Raw genomic sequence first — 15,119 nt, 5'->3', positions numbered from 1 at the left:
CAGACAATGGAAATGGGGTACCAAGAGTAATTTCCAGGGTAGTGACGTGATGCTCTGAAGCTTATTCCGTCCGCATCCAGCCTAAGCTGGATCGGCGTCTAACCATTCCTCTGGGATCGTTCTTTGGGTAGACATTACTTCCGGGGGAGCCCCCGGATTTCCACAGGATATGGCTGCGCATCATTTCCTAAACAATAAAAAACCCCCTTTTCGCAGCTTCGCTAAACACGAACCGCGAAAAAGGGGCTTGCCGACCTATCCGGCCATCAGGTCTTCAGGTCTATTTTTTCATCTTGGCGTCATATGCCGTCTGATAAATTTCCAAATACCGCTTCAAATTCATATTGTCCAAGTTTTTCAAATAGGCATCCCAATCTTTATCCAGACTGGCATCGCCGATCACGAAGCGCGCGATCATCTCCTGCACATGGTCCGTAATCGTCTTCTCCAGGTCGGCCAGTTCCATCGCTTGATCGTTCGTGAAGAACAGCTGCGGCAGGAACGTCTTCATATCCTGTTTGTAAGGCTGGTAGTTTTGCATCGTTTCGTTGTACAAAATCGTTTCCTGCGGATTATTCGGATCGGCCACCTGACCGAGGCGGAAATCATTCGTTCTGAGCGTCGGCGCGGTTTGCGACCAGGTTACGTTCTGCACGGTAGGCAGGACGGCGCCGGTTTTCTTCCAAATCGCCTGTTTGCCGTTAATTCCGATTTCTCCCTTATCGGCATACTTCCACTCCACATCCGGTCGGCCGATCGTCTCGCGCAGCGTCATCTCTTCGGTGTACAGCATGTCCGCGAGGCGGAAGGCCGCGTCCGGATTTTTACTCGCCTTCGTAATAATATAACGCCCTTGGCCTATGCTGTTGTTGATCGGCGTGACCTGAACCCCCTTCGGTCCCTTAAGCGGAGGAACGCTCGTCACTTCGAGCCAGCGGCCGCTAGGTCCGCTGAAGGTGGTGAAGACGCCGTTATGCTGAGCCATCTCGGCACCTAATATGTTGACATCGGGATTCTCTCCCATTTGTCTCGCCTGATCCCTGTCCTGCGTGAACGTTTGCGGCGCGATCAAGCCCTCGGCGTACAGCTTGTGCATATAAGCGAGCCCTTCCTTCCACTCCGGCTTGTTGTAGGGCACATCCACCTTGCCGTCGTTGACGAACAAACGGGTGTAGTTGTTGGTGCCGACGCCGTACGCGCTGGAATCGAGGATAAACGCATTCATAATGAACGAATCGACATTGACGTTCGGGCCTACCGCAGCGCCGGCCAGCGGGATTTCATCGGCTTTGCCGTTGCCGTTCGGGTCCTTCGTCTTGAACGCCTTCAACACCTCGTACAGCTCATCGGTCGTCTTCGGAACCGACAGCCCCAATTTATCCAGCCAAGGCTTGTAGATCCACAGCTTTTGCGATGCGGAACAGTGGAAACATTCGTTCACCATCGGCAGGGCGTATATTTTGCCGCCGGGCGCCGTAATTGCGTCCTTCACGCCGGGCACCTGCTCGAACATCCGCTTCGTCTCCACCCCGTACTTTTCGATATACGGGCTGAGATCTAGGAAATCTCCCTGGCTTCCGTAGATCAGCTGCTGCGTAGGCGAAACGCCGAAGCCCATAATGACATCGGGCAAGTCTCCGCTTCCGAGCACCAGATTCAGCTTTTCCGTAGCCGATTTCTCCGGGGCGACGTCCCATTCGATATGAATGTTCGTCTTCTCCTCCAAAAATTTCGTAAACTCATTCGTAGCGAAATCCTCGACAAAAGGACTGCCCTTCACGAGCACCTTCAACGTCGTCTTTTCCGGGGTGATAGGGAATTGGCCGGCCGGATTCACCTTCGCCTGCTGCGCCGAGTCGGCGCCTTCCTTCTGCTCCCCTTTATCCGCGCAGCCGCTCAATACCGCAGCGGTGCCGAGTGTTAAGACCAAGCCTGCCGTCATCCATTTTCTCATTTGTATAAACCCCCTTTGATTTTTGCCCAGCCCAGCTTACTAGCGCCGATTTACCCTTTTAACGAACCGATCATAACGCCTTTGACGAAATGCTTTTGCACGAACGGATACACCGCCAGCAGCGGCAAGGAAGATACGACGATCAGCGAATATTTGAGCAGGGAGCGCATGCCCTCCATCTTTGCCTGATCTTCCAGACTGGCGAGCATGCTGGTGTCGACCTCGTTCTGAATAAGAACTTCTCGCAGCACGAGCTGCAGCGGATACAAAGCCGGCTGCTTCAAATAAATCATCGCGTTGAAATATTGATTCCAGTAGCCTACGGCCGAATACAGCATAATGACGGCGATAATCGGGCCGGATAACGGAATGACGATTTTCCATACGAACTTGAAGTCGTTGCAGCCGTCCAGCTGCGCAGCCTCCAGCAATTCTTCCGGTATCGTCGTCTTGAAGTACGTTCGCGCAATAATGACGTTGAACACGCTCATCGCGCTCGGCAAAATCATCGCCCATACGGTGTTGAGCATTCCCAGATCCTTAACGAGAATGTAGCTCGGGATCAGTCCTCCGGAAAAAATCGTCGTGAACACGAGCAGGAGCATCACGGCATTTTTGCCGTACAAATCTTTGCGCGCCAGCGGATAAGCGGCCATCACCGTCAGCGCGACGTTAATGAGCGTCCCTGCCACCGTATAGAAGACGGAATTGCGAAACGAGCTCCAGATAAGCTTATGTTTGAACACCGCCGCATAGCCTTGCAGCCCCGGCTCGACCGGCCACAGCCACACCTTCCCCGACATGACCGCGCCCGGACTGCTGAAGGATGCGCTTACAATAAACAATAGCGGATACAGCACCGTAATCAGGAACAGCATTAGGACGATGTAATTGACGGCATTAAACCACCGATCCGCGCTGGCTTCCTTAATGTTAGTTTGCTCCATCCCGGTCTCCTCCCTTCGCCCGCGCTACCATAGGCTCTCCTGTTTGGTTTTTCGCGCAATCTGGTTGACGGTCAGCAGCAGAATCAATCCGACCACCGACTTGAATAGGTTGATCGCCGTCGAATAGGAATAGTTCATTGCCTGGGAAGCAAGACCGACCTTATAGACGAACGTATCGATAACCTCCGAGGTGCGCGCGTTGAGCGAATTTTGCATCAGGAGCACCTTCTCGAAGCCAAGGTCCAAAATATTGCCGGTGTTCAGGATGAGCAGGATCATCATGACCGGAATGATGCTCGGCAGATCGATATGCCGCATACGCTGAAATTTGTTGGCTCCGTCAATGACCGCCGCTTCATGCTGCGCCGGGTCCACACCCGCCAGCGCCGCCAAATAGACGATGCAGGAGAAGCCTACGTTCTGCCAAATGCCGGACCATACATAAATCGAGCTGAAATATTCCGGCACGGCCATAAAATTGATCGGTTCCACGCCCAGCTTGCCGAGCAGCAGGTTGACAATCCCTTTGCGCGGGTCCAAGAGCTCCAGAATGATCCCTACCAGCACGACGACGGAAATAAAATGCGGCGCATAGGTAATCATCTGAACCGTTTTTTTGAACAGCCGGTTTTTCACATAATTAAGCGATAAAGCGAGCAGAATCGGAAACGGAATACCGGCCAGCAGACTGTATACGCTGATGATGAGCGTGTTCTTCATCAGCTTGCCGAATTCGTACGAGTTGAAAAACCGGATGAAATGCTTCAGACCTACCCACTCGCTCCCCGTTATCCCCTTGGAAGCAATATAATCCTTGAAGGCGATTTGCGCCCCGTACATCGGATAATATTTGAATACAAGGACATAGAGGACAGGAAGCGTAAGCAGCACGTACAGCTGCCAGCTCCGCTTCATTTGCTTCCATACGGAAACCGGTTGACGTTTTTTGTTCGTGGAGGCCTTCATTTCTGTTTTTACGGATACAACCGCTTTCATCTTTCTCTGTTCCCCCTTTCGTTCGAATAGCTTCATGATAGAAGCATCCGGCTCGGAGCGAAAGAAGAAAGCGCTCTATTGTTGTGCAAAAGTTAGGAATCGGCTTGTGCAGTTCGATTTTTTTTGTGCAAAAATAAAGAATACGCCGCTGCAGCGGCGTTCTTAGGCGTATAAACGCTGCAGCGGAACGCCAACTCACCCTATGACGGCAGCGGGCAAAAACCGGCTTTAGCCCGGCAGCTTCTTCAAAACCAGCTTGCGAAAAGCGGTCGGACTGACCCCATGCAAACGTTTGAACGCCCTGCAAAACGTGTTGGAGGAGCTGTACCCGACGCGGTCGGAAATGTCGTTCACCGTTAGCGATGTCGTCTGCAGCAGCGCTTTGGCCTCGTCCATCCGCAAGCTTTCCAAATAATCGGAAAAGTTCACCCCGGTTTGTTCCTTGAAAAACTGCGATAAATACACCTTGGAGATGCGAATCCGGTCGGCTACGACATCCAGGCACAGCTCGCTGTCCATATAGGAGCTCTGCAGCAGCCCGATAATGCTGTCGATCAGCTCGACGTTCTGGCTCTTCTTATGCTCGTTGGCGCTTTCGCAAACCCATTGGAACGTATCGCGAATCGCCTGGTAGCTCTTGCTCATGCTTTCATAGGACTCGTTCGCTCCGCTGAGCGCTGACATCCGGTTATAGGCCGTCTGCTGGTCCAGATCCATCTGCGGCAGCAGCTTGACAAGACATCCCCACATTTCAAAAATAAACAGCTTCATCACGGCAATGGGCAGCTGCCTCAGTTCGAAATTTTCGCGGTACAGCTCGTCCAGCGTCCGCTGAACCTCGGTCTGGTCGCCCGCCTTCGCCAAATGGATGAGCCGGGTCTCGACATCCTGCGGAAGATAGTAATTGGCCATATCCGCCGGGAGCTCGTCGAACCATAAGCCGCCTTCCTGGTTGCTCCATAACTGCGCGTTTAACGCTTCGCGCGCCTGCTCGTACGATCTGGAGATGCCGGTCAGACTGTCGCAGGCGCCGCCTACCCCATAGACCGACTGCAGCTTTAACTGAAGGCCGATCTCATCTCTGGCTTCCTTCAGCCTCGCCTCGACGTAAGCCTTGTAAGGCTCCCGCTCATCCAGCTTGTAAGTAAACAGGACGGCGAATTGATCCTCGCCGATTTCGCAGACAAAGCCGTCCTCGTCCATCGTCCTTCTCAGCAGTTCTTTGGCAAGCACCCGGCTCCTGTCCAGCTCCTCCAGCAGATCGTCGCTGTAACCTTTATCGAATCCGCGCAGGCGGACGATCGCTACCCGATAAGACATGCCCACCAGATCGAGCCCCACATGCTTCAGCAGCGCGTCGAAATCGCGCGACGATACGAATTGCCCGTTCAACAGCCGCTGGAAATACGCCGCGCGCAGCAGGGGAACCTGCTGCTTGATCTCCGCTTTAAGCTTGTCGTTATTTTGAAATAGCCCGTTCACCGTCTCCCCGATGATGCCGAAGGCATCCCTTTGCTGCGGCAGCACATCCGTCTTCTCCATAATCGTATTGATCAGCGCGCGCAGCGGCTTGCTGTTGCGGTACGCAAGCACATAGGCGGCCAGCACGCCGGCGAGCAGAAACACGCAGGCAAAAGTTACGATGATCTTCTGGATATACCGGACTTTGCCCAGAGCGATGGCGGTCGGCTGCCCCACCACATAGGTCCAGCCGTTGTAGGACGATTTCGTATAAGTGACCATCATCGGCTTGGCGTCAATCCTCTGCTCGACGACGCCTCGATCCCCGACCAGCCTGCCGAGCTCGATCGGCAGCGTGTTAGCGTCTCCGGGAGACAGCGCGCTTATGATTTGACCTTCCTTGTCGACAATGTAAGCCCAGCCGCCGCTGGAAATATCCAGCCCCTGGAACAGCTTTTGAATCTCCCGCTGATCGACCATAATGGCGATGGCTCCCTGCGGGTTGCCGGGGTAACCGAGCGATTGGATATAAGTCAGCATAGAATAAGGGACGCCTTCCATACTGATTTCCTGGGCGGGAAGCACCTTCCTCATGTGAAAATCGCTCGACATCAGGGCGTACCAGCTCGTGTAATTCATCCCTTTGTAATTGGCTACTCTGTTAAAAAAATGCTCAAACGAGTAGCTTGCACCGGGAGTAAATACCATCTCGCTGTTTTTGAACAAAACGTAGTAGTTGAACACAAAATTGTTGGACAGCTTGTAATCGTACAAGCTTTTGTTCGTATCCATAATCCGGAACGTGTTCGTCCCTTTGTATGGATCGGTCACGGATTGAAATTGCATAATGCGCGTATCGGCCGCCAGCTGCTGCGCTATGGAAGCGAGCTCCTCAAGTCTCCGGTCGAGAATGTCCTTGCTCTGCTCCAGCAGATTCATATGACTGGCAGTAGCTTCCTTCTCAATCAGAACGATCGTCTTCTGATAAATGATCAGCCCGATCATGATCGCCAGCATCAGGAAGACCAAATATGGGATGAGAAGGCGCGCAAATAACCGATGTCTGGCTCTCGTACGGTTAGCCCCGTTTCTCCTTAGCATAAGGTTTACCTCCAAGTAGAAATAATATTGACGATAAGCGCTCGTCCGTTCCCCCCGTCGAAGCGGACGCTTCCGCCTTGACCGTCGGCTTATTACGTCACGTTTCGACATTTTCCGGCGGCGGCGAGTCCCCCGCAGGCACATGCAAACGCTTACTGTTTGTCATGCGGCGAGCCTTATCTTATTAGGCCGAATCAACATGCTGTTCCTCTTTAGTATACCTTGCCCTACGCGGTTACCGAAAGCTAAAATTGCGATTCACCGTCTGCCGGAGCATTTTCAGCCTTGTGTTTACGAAAAAAAGAGGAGCCGGCGTTCCTCGATCGACGGCGGCGCCGCTTAAACGAACGCACACGCGGAACAAATCCCTCAAAAGCCATCCATGCCGCTACGCGGCACCACAGACAATGGAAATGGGGTACCAAGAGTAATTTCCAGGGTAGTGACGTGATGCTCTGAAGCTTATTCCGTCCGCATCCAGCCTAAGCTGGATCGGCGTCTAACCCTTCCTCTGGGATCGTTCTATGGGTAGACTTTACTTTCGGGGGAGACCCCGGATTTCCACAGGATATGGCTGCGCATCATTTCCTTAACAATAAATAACCCCCGCATAGCGGGGCTTTTGCTTCAAAGCGGATTCAGATATTTGGCGGGGAGCCCTCTCCGGCGGCTCCCCTTCGATGTTTTAGCCGTGCAGGCCTCCCGCCAGTTTGGGACACGGGCGATAAGGACCGATCGGGACTTGAATCAGGCTCGTCAGTCCCTCGGCCGGCAGCCGGTACAGCTCGTCGCACAGCCTGGCGTCATAATCAAGCAGCGGATGTCCTCCAAGTCCCAGAGCCGAAGCGGCCAGCAGCAGCCGCTGAACGAGCATCCCCGCCTCCATCTGCTGAATGCGGTATCCGCGGTACCCCAGCTCTTGCGTATAATGGTTGCGGTCACCCGCCACATGAAACACAAGCGGAACCTGCAGCAAATTCACATTGTCCGAATTCATCCCGATCTGCAGCCACAGTCTGAGATCGCCCTCCCGGACGGCTACGAGCGCATGCTCGGGGATGTCGTAAACATAAGCTCCGTCTTCTATCCCTTCCACATGGTGAAGACATACGTACAAGCTAAGCCTGGGCTGCTCTTGCAAAACGCCGCCGTCAAGATCGCAGCGGCAGCGCAGCGATGCCGCCGTTTCGCGCAGCAGCGCGGAGAGCTGCCCCAAGGAAACGGGCCCGAGCGCGAAATCGGTGTCGGGCGAGAACCGCCTCCGGCTCGCCGCCGCCCAATCGTAGGCGAGGCGCTCCGCCGCGGGAAGCCGCACCACGCCTTCTATGCCCGGTAGCTTGCGCCGTGCGGCCGGAGGCCGGGCGAAAGCCTCCAGCGCCGGTGCGGAAACCGACGCCAGCATCGACGCTTCGTTCATCTCCAGCAGCAGCGGGTAAGGCTTGATCCTCTTCGAGCGGACATAATGCTCGTGACTGACAGGCGGCAGCTCCCGGTACCATGCTTCCGCAGACCGCCCGTCCTCGCTCTGCCGTTCGGAGCGTCCTGACCGATCTGACCCGCCGCGCTCCTCCGGCTCCGTTCCCAGACACGGCGGACACGGAGCCGGCGCATCCGATAAAGCAACCACCGCATAGACACTTTCCTCAAGCTCGGATAATCCGAGCAAATGATGAATCGCGCGGTCCGCGAATTGAAAATGGACTGCCGTAGCTACGCCGAAGCGTTCGGCCGCTTCAAGCAGCTGTCCGATCATCGTTCCCGCATCGAGCCCCTGCAGCCGGTACGCAAAGCTGTCGTATTTAAAGAAGTTTTTCCAGAACATCGCCGAGACGAAGGCGGCGCCGCAGCAGCGGGACCGTTCAAACCGCTCCCCCAAAGCCCGTTGCAGGAAAGCGTCGCAGTCTCCTTCCCTCAGCAGCACTAGCCGGTGATGTGCCGCATCGTAGTGATATACGCCCGCCGGCAAAGTATCCAGTTTCAAATAGACGTACAGCTCGCTCGGATACAAGGCTCCCCCGGAAGGGGCGAACCGGCGATACATCTGGAACAGATCCGTCCCGGAGGAAAAGGAGCTCTGCACCGAATGGGACAGCTCCGTGAGCCCGTAGGCATACCATAGCAGATGGCCGAGCGAACGCAGGCCGATCCGGCGCCCCGGCGCGTTTGCGCCTTCCGCGGCTATGGCGAGAGGGATGTCCGCCGCAAGCGGAAAAACCGGCAGACCGCGGTACAGCTTAAAAGCCAGCGGTCCGTCTTCCCAATCGACGACGCGGTCCGGCGGCTTCGTCCGGTCGATATGGAAATGCAGATCGTGCATAAATGCATCCAGCCGATTCATCGCAAACGCCTCCTTCGTTCCCGCGGTTCGCCTGCCGTTTACGGAAACGGATGCGGGAATTCGTTAAGCTGATCCGGCGTGAGCGGCCTATCTGCGTAACCCAGCTCCGCCGGTACGGTCAATAAGCGTTCCAGCCCGGTCAGGCGCGTGAACGAATGCCCGAATGTCATCGGAATCAGCCCCGGGATCAGCACTTTTACGCAGAAAAGTCCGTTGCGGGCGATTTCCGGAGCGGTGACGTCCACCGCAATGACGTCAAGCTGTCTGCGCCCGAGCGACCGCAATAGCGCTCTCAGCTCATCCGTCAAATCGGCATAGATCTTCTTGGCGGGGAATTCCGCCGCGAACGAACGCGCCGGACGGCTGTCGTCCAGCAGAAATCCGAGCCGCTCCTGCGCCTCGGGCAAGCCGTAGAGCAAGGAATGATCCTCCATCCTTGCGACCAAGGAAGAATCGCGAAGCATTGCCTCGTAGCGTTCCAAGTCCCCGGCAAGCTTCGGCCCGAGGTTCAGCGCCATAGCGGCCAGCTCGTGCACGGCGCCTTTGACCGCCCGCACCGGGTCCGGATGCGCACCGGCCCCGCACAAGAGCCGCAAGCCTTGCCGCTTGCGGTTCACGGCGATTCCCCAGACGCTAGGAATGCCGTATTCCATCGTCGCGTTATAGAACCGCACGTCGAAGTCCGCCACCGCTTCGAGCCGCGCAAGCATCAGATTCAGCTCCGCATCGCCCGCAGTCGACAGATCGAGCCGCGGCAAAGGAAGACGCGCATACCAAGTCATCAGAAACGCATCCCGCTCGGCTACCTCAAGAATGCCGTGCAGCACCGCCTCTTCCAGACTTCCCCCTAACGCACAGCCGTTGGACGACTCAAACACAAAGCTCTGCCCGCCTCCCGAGCCGTAATACGCCAGCGACTCCGGCACGAGAATCGGCCGTTCCTGCAGAAACGAGTAACCCCAGACCCAGCGCAGGGGCGCTTCGGGATCGAACGGCCGAAACGGGTAGCCGGGCAGAGCGTACTGCTCGGCGGAATGGACGCCGGTCTTCACCGGGTCCAGCGCCTGCTCCCGCAGTTCCTGATAGCTCCCATAGACGGATGTCCGCTTCCCTCGCGGCCGGATGCTGGAGTATCTCTCCAGCCCTTCCAGCATGGCGGTCAGTCTGCTGGCCTCATAGGAATGCGTCCGGCCGGCCGCGCCGACATCTTCGTTCATCAGCGGCAGATTAACGCTGGCGTCGGCGAAGGGAGAGACGAGATCGGTTACCGCCGCATTGAGCAGCCCTGTGCGCGAATCCAAATAATCGGCGGCAAGAGCGTCCCTCAGTTCCTCCATCGAACGGATTCTGTAGCTGTCCGGCCGCTCCTTGGGATTCGGCTGCAGCGTGATGCGGGCTGCCGCTTCCGTGTCGTCCCGAATCCGGCTGCACACGGGGCAATGCGCATCGGGCAGCACCCGGTGCCGCGATATGGCCAGCGTATGCATATTGACGATATGCATCAGGCCGGAATCGGCTTCATCCGGCCGTTCCAGCGCCTTGCGCGACTGGGCCGCTGTCAGCAGCGCCAGCTGCAGCATGCCGCCGCGGGCGCCCCAAGCGTCCCGCTCCGTCCCGCCCTCTTCGGCCAGCTTGCGCCGCAGCCTCCACATGCTCGGGCGGTCCTGCCCGGCCATGTGCAGCCTCGCATCGGCGCATTGCGAGCAGCCGAGCATTCCCGGCTTGACGAGCGGGCCGACAAGGCCTTCGCCGAACAAGACGCAAGCGCGCAGCCAAGGAATTCCTGCGGGCGGCAGCTCCTCTTCCGCCCGCAGATGGATTCCCGGCTGCCAGCCGTCGTGCAGCGTCAGCGCCAGATCGGCGCCGGCCATGCCGCCGCTTATGCTCTGCCGGCGGACGACCCGGAAAGACCGGGCCAAATCGCCGGCGACAAGGTCCGCCAGCTGCCCCTCGCCTACAATGACAACAAGTGCGCTCACCGCATCTCCTCCCCACGCAGCAGGATGCCGACCACACCGGCAAGCCCTTCTCGCATAAACGGCTCCACCGCCATGTCTATGACCTCAAGCCGCAGCCCCTGCCTGTTCAGCACGTGCAAGGCCGAATGCAGGATGGCGGCGGTATCCCCGTCCTCCGCAGGCGGAACGGCAAGCCGAAGCGGTTCGTCCGGCTTGATATGGACCGCCCGGTCCGATCTTACTTGAACCGGCGCCGGACCCTGAAGCCGCCCGCCTTCCTGCGCAGGATGCTGCGCCTGTTCCCCGATCGGCGGCTCTTGCGGCTGATTCCGGGACACCGTCCCGCCCGCCGAACAATTCTCCTCGCACTGCCGGGCGAGGGCCGCCCGCTTCAGCGCCTCGCGCAGCGCCAAGGTTCGATTGAGGCCCGTGCTCCCGTACCACCGGTCGCCCGAGCGAACCCACACGACCGGAAACCCGTACAGCTCCTCGCCGATCCCAAGCTGCGGCGCTCCCCCCATAAGGGAGAGCGCTTGAAAATAAAATCGGCAGCGGGCATCCTCTACCGCATCCGGCTGCGCCGGGGCGATCGCGACCGGCGAGGCGTCAAGCCGGCGGCCGAGCTCCGCGGACAGCCGTTTATACAGGCCGCGGGAGATCGCTTCCGCCGCCGTCTCTCCGGCGCCGACGCCGATAAGCTCAGCCCTCTCCGCCGCAATCGCCGTAATGTCCGGCTCCTTGCCTGCAAACCGCCCGGCGCCGGACACCTCCGTCCATCGCGCCGCGTAAGCCTCCACTCCCGCCAGGCCCGCTTCCCTGCGCGCTTCTTCATGCGTCAGCCCGGCGCAGAGCACGGACGGCAGCAGCTCCGACGGCCCATCCGACAACGGGTCGGCCGCCTGCGCGCGGCAAACCGCCAGCGGAAGCTGGACAAGCTCTTCTTCGTCCCAGCTGTCCAGCACGCCGAATGCCTTGGACGTTATTCGGCCGAAGCAAGCCAGCCACACTCCCGGCTGCGGCTCGCTCTTCTCCTCCAGCCATTGCTCCCAGTCTTTCATGAGCATCGAGCCCAGTGTCCCTGTCGCGAGCGGATGGGGCAGGAACGGATGCCAGGCCCCCTCCAGCGTCTCCAGATCGAGCAGATAACATTGGCCCGACCCGCTCGACCTGCGCGGCCCGGCTTCCGTCACGTGCTTAAACAGCTCGAAGGCCGCAATATTCGCCAGCAAAGCGCCGGCGGTCGAAGAATAGCCGTGCTGCCGGGGGTCTCGCTCCGTCACCGAGCGATGCAGCCGGAGCCAAGCCGATTCCCAGCAAGCATCCGCCGCCGGATGCACCAGCGGGCCCGCCCATCCGATCTGCGGCAGACATACCGCGGGAACGAATAGCTTGCCCTCCTCACGGCAAGCGGCATGAACCCTGCGCAGTTCCTCCGGATCATCCGTCCGGGCTGCGTATACGACCGCTTCGAAGCCTTGGACGGCCTCCTTCCAGGAGGGCAGCTCCCCGCCGCCGGGTTCCGTCAGCTCCACGTCAACCTCAGGGTCCGACCGGCGGGCATGCGCAGCCAGTTCCTCCAGCCGCCTTCGCTCGGTCGTCTTCGAATCGCCGATCAGCACGCGAAAGCGGGGCAAGCCGGAGTACAGCAGCGCCGCCGTCTGAGCGGCCAGCATTTCCCCGTTCCCGATAACAAGCACACGAGTCTGTCTGTACTTCTGAAACCGGAATCCTCCCGAATCGGTAAACTGCTCGATAAATTCGATCTGGGAGCCGTATCGCTCCCGAATCGCTTCAGGCAGCCGATGCGGCTTATCGCCGCTAACATCGCGTACAAAACCGTTCTCATGCAGCATGGCGGCAATGCTATACACCTGGATGATATAAGGCTCCGCGAGACCGTCGGTCAGTTCGCCCAGCGTGTACTCGCCGTTAAATACCGGCAGCAGCTTCTCCAGCCACTGATCGGCGGCTTCCCCTTCCATCCGGAAGGAGCGTGCGTTGTTCCGCACGTAGACGCTGCCTCCGGGCTCCGACATCACGAACGTATCTCGGTTCACTTTCAGTCGCATAGAAGGATTTAGCTGAACCATCGTACTCCTCCTCCAGCTCATCATCGGGCCGTATGTTCTACATGTCATTTTATGTAAGGTTCTTGTCCTTCATGTCAAATGGCAAACGGGACTTGCTCCGTTAAACCGATGCGACCGCCAAAAGGCTCTGCCGCCGCATGAAATGACATGCGTAAGCAGAGCCTTCGGCAGCATCGTATGCTTTTCGCTGGATCGGCGGCTTATGAATGATGACAGTTATGGCAATTGTGGCAGTTATGGCAGGTGTGACAGTTATGGCAATTGTGGCAATTGTGACAATTGTGGCAGGTATGACAGTTGTGGCAGTTATGGCAGGTATAACAGTTATGGCAATTGTGACAATTATGGCAGTTGTACCATGTATGCCAGGTTCTTGTATCCTGCTGATTTTGGCCGTTCCAAGAGTTGACCGCTCCCCCTTTGATATCGGAAACGTTCAGCTTTTGCAAATCCTTTTTGAAATCTCCCATTTGTACCATCCTCCGTAGGTTAAGTGGTCACGCCGACAGAGTACTCCGCATTAGGAATAGAAAAGAACAAAGGCCCCCAAAAGCGACGTGATGCTTCGAAGCTGAATCCGGTTTCTTTTGGGCGAGCCGCTCAGCTGCGTTTGTTCTCGCGGGATCGACGGCGCACATCGAATACTCCATGACAACATATGAATCGGCATCCGCTGTTGTTACTGATTCAACTGCCTATTTTTCCGTTAGCGGCGTCATCCACGACATCGCGGCTTTATTGCCGCCTGTGCGCTTCGAGCAATCCGTCCGATTGGAAAACGACGAGCGGCAGTACAAAAAAAACCACCGCGTCCGCCAGCTTCCGTCAGAACCCGTTGGCCCGTCAAAACATATCGTTTTCATATTTCATACAATGGCAAGAACCAATCCCCCAAAAGTGACGTGATGCTCTGAAGCTTATTCCGTCCGCATCCAGCCTAAGCTGGATCGGCGTTTAACCCTTCCTCTGGATCGTTCTATGGGTAGACATTCCTTTCGGGGGAGCACCCGGATATCCACAGGATATGGCTCCGCATCATTTCCTAAACAACAAAAAAGGCCCGCCTGCGACATATGCCGCCAACGGACCTTTTCCGACCGGTGCTTCCGGATTATTGCTTATAGATTACCATAACAATCGCCGCACGTCTACCATTATTTACTAAAATTTGCAGCAAGCTTCAATAAGCTCTTTCGTACTGTCGCGGCGCAGCAACCTGGCCGGTTGTTTCCCTAATCGCATGCGCAGCCCAGTACGGATCGCGCAGCATGCCGCGGGCAACGCCCACCAAATCGGCGTCCTCATTAGCGACGGTCGCTTCGGCCAGCTTGGCGTCCTCAAGAATGCCTACCGCAATTACCGGAACGCTCAGAGCCAGCTTGATCGCGCGCGCCATCGGAACCTGATAGCCCGGATAATTGCCCGGCTTTCTAGAGCCGGAAGGCCCTTCTCCGCCGGAGCTGACATGGAACATGTCGACGCCCGCTTCCTTGTACCGCCTGCTGATTTCAATGCTATGGCCGAGATCGTAGCCTTCGTCCATATATTCAACCGCAGATATGCGCATAATAAGCGGCATATTCTCCGGCATAACGCTTTTAACCGCCTGAATGATTTCGACTCCGAATCGGGCCAAGTCCTGACCGTATTCGTCCGTCCGGTTATTAATCGCCGGGGAGTGGAACTGGTGAATCAGATAGCCGTGGGCTCCGTGCAGCTCGATCGTATCGACGCCGGCTTCTACAGCCCGTACGGCAGCTTCCTTGAACTTGACGACCATCGCCTTGACCTCGTCCGTAGTCAGTGCGCGCGGTGTTTTGAATTCAGGGCTGACCGGAATATTCGAAGGGCCTACAGGAATCTCCGCATCTTCCGCCTTACGCCCGGCGTGAGCAATCTGAATGCCGATTTTGGCGCCGTACTTCTGCACCTCTTGAATAATGCGCCTGAAGGCGGGAATTTGATCGTCCGACCACAATCCGAGATCGTAATCCGTAATACGTCCGTCCGGCTCGACATCCGTCATTTCCATGATGATCAAGCCCGTTCCGCCTACCGCTCTGGAGACGTAATGCACGAAATGCCAATCCGTCGGAATACCGTCTTTGGCCTCTACTGAATATTGGCACATCGGCGGCATAACCACGCGATTTTTTAATTGCAGACCCTTGAGGGAAAAAGAAGAAGATAAACTCGGCATACACATGTCTCTCCTCATCGTTTAGTTAACCATCCGAATGGTTTATTATCTAAAATCTGCTCTGTCATCAGTTT

At 57.0% G+C, this 15,119-nt stretch carries 9 protein-coding genes; all 9 read right to left on the bottom strand.

Translation table 11 applies throughout. The features are described from left to right. Window positions 1-280: 280 nt before the first annotated feature. The 9 genes from N0M98_RS18070 to N0M98_RS18030 all read right to left on the bottom strand — a co-directional run bounded on the left by N0M98_RS18070 (window position 281) and on the right by N0M98_RS18030 (window position 15,045). Entirely contained in the window at window positions 281-1,954 is a 1,674-nt protein-coding gene (locus tag N0M98_RS18070; RefSeq protein WP_249860806.1) for an ABC transporter substrate-binding protein, read from the bottom strand. A gap of 50 nt (window positions 1,955-2,004) precedes the next feature. After that, a complete protein-coding gene (locus N0M98_RS18065; RefSeq protein WP_249860805.1) occupies window positions 2,005-2,901 on the bottom strand; it encodes a carbohydrate ABC transporter permease in 897 nt (298 codons plus the stop codon). 24 nt (window positions 2,902-2,925) lie between these two features. Further along, window positions 2,926-3,897, bottom strand: a complete 972-nt coding sequence (locus N0M98_RS18060; protein ID WP_259618743.1) for an ABC transporter permease — start codon at window positions 3,895-3,897, stop codon at window positions 2,926-2,928. 228 nt (window positions 3,898-4,125) lie between these two features. Next, window positions 4,126-6,459, bottom strand: coding sequence for a helix-turn-helix domain-containing protein (locus tag N0M98_RS18055; RefSeq protein WP_259618742.1), 2,334 nt, complete (start codon window positions 6,457-6,459; stop codon window positions 4,126-4,128). Window positions 6,460-7,144: 685 nt separating this feature from the next. Then, window positions 7,145-8,797: a SagB family peptide dehydrogenase gene (locus N0M98_RS18050; RefSeq protein ID WP_259618741.1), complete on the bottom strand. Its 1,653-nt coding sequence runs from the start codon at window positions 8,795-8,797 to the stop codon at window positions 7,145-7,147. A 38-nt stretch (window positions 8,798-8,835) separates the two neighbouring features. Further along, on the bottom strand, window positions 8,836-10,776 hold the full coding sequence (locus tag N0M98_RS18045) for a TOMM precursor leader peptide-binding protein (RefSeq protein ID WP_259618740.1): 1,941 nt from the start codon (window positions 10,774-10,776) through the stop codon (window positions 8,836-8,838). Next, the gene (locus N0M98_RS18040; RefSeq protein WP_259618739.1) at window positions 10,773-12,845 is read right to left on the bottom strand and encodes a putative thiazole-containing bacteriocin maturation protein; all 2,073 of its coding nucleotides are present in this window, start codon (window positions 12,843-12,845) and stop codon (window positions 10,773-10,775) included. The genes N0M98_RS18045 and N0M98_RS18040 overlap by 4 nt, the downstream gene beginning before the upstream one ends. A 200-nt stretch (window positions 12,846-13,045) precedes the next feature. Beyond that, complete coding sequence (locus N0M98_RS33900; RefSeq protein ID WP_375295499.1) at window positions 13,046-13,315, bottom strand: heterocycloanthracin/sonorensin family bacteriocin; 270 nt, start codon at window positions 13,313-13,315, stop codon at window positions 13,046-13,048. 710 nt (window positions 13,316-14,025) lie between these two features. Further along, complete coding sequence (locus N0M98_RS18030; protein ID WP_249860798.1) at window positions 14,026-15,045, bottom strand: NADH:flavin oxidoreductase/NADH oxidase; 1,020 nt, start codon at window positions 15,043-15,045, stop codon at window positions 14,026-14,028. Window positions 15,046-15,119: the final 74 nt, after the last annotated feature.

The organism is Paenibacillus doosanensis (genome assembly GCF_025060755.1).
Lineage (GTDB): Bacteria > Bacillota > Bacilli > Paenibacillales > NBRC-103111 > Paenibacillus_S > Paenibacillus_S doosanensis.
The sequence above is the reverse complement of the archived record's forward strand: the minus strand, read 5'-3'. Positions and strand labels throughout refer to the sequence as shown.

Coding starts and splice junctions, on each gene's coding strand:
- N0M98_RS18070 (WP_249860806.1), bottom strand. CDS start 1,954: ATGAGAAAATGGATGACGGCAGGCTTGGTCTTAACACTCGGCACCGCT.
- N0M98_RS18065 (WP_249860805.1), bottom strand. CDS start 2,901: ATGGAGCAAACTAACATTAAGGAAGCCAGCGCGGATCGGTGGTTTAAT.
- N0M98_RS18060 (WP_259618743.1), bottom strand. CDS start 3,897: ATGAAAGCGGTTGTATCCGTAAAAACAGAAATGAAGGCCTCCACGAAC.
- N0M98_RS18055 (WP_259618742.1), bottom strand. CDS start 6,459: ATGCTAAGGAGAAACGGGGCTAACCGTACGAGAGCCAGACATCGGTTA.
- N0M98_RS18050 (WP_259618741.1), bottom strand. CDS start 8,797: ATGAATCGGCTGGATGCATTTATGCACGATCTGCATTTCCATATCGAC.
- N0M98_RS18040 (WP_259618739.1), bottom strand. CDS start 12,845: ATGGTTCAGCTAAATCCTTCTATGCGACTGAAAGTGAACCGAGATACG.
- N0M98_RS33900 (WP_375295499.1), bottom strand. CDS start 13,315: ATGGGAGATTTCAAAAAGGATTTGCAAAAGCTGAACGTTTCCGATATC.
- N0M98_RS18030 (WP_249860798.1), bottom strand. CDS start 15,045: ATGCCGAGTTTATCTTCTTCTTTTTCCCTCAAGGGTCTGCAATTAAAA.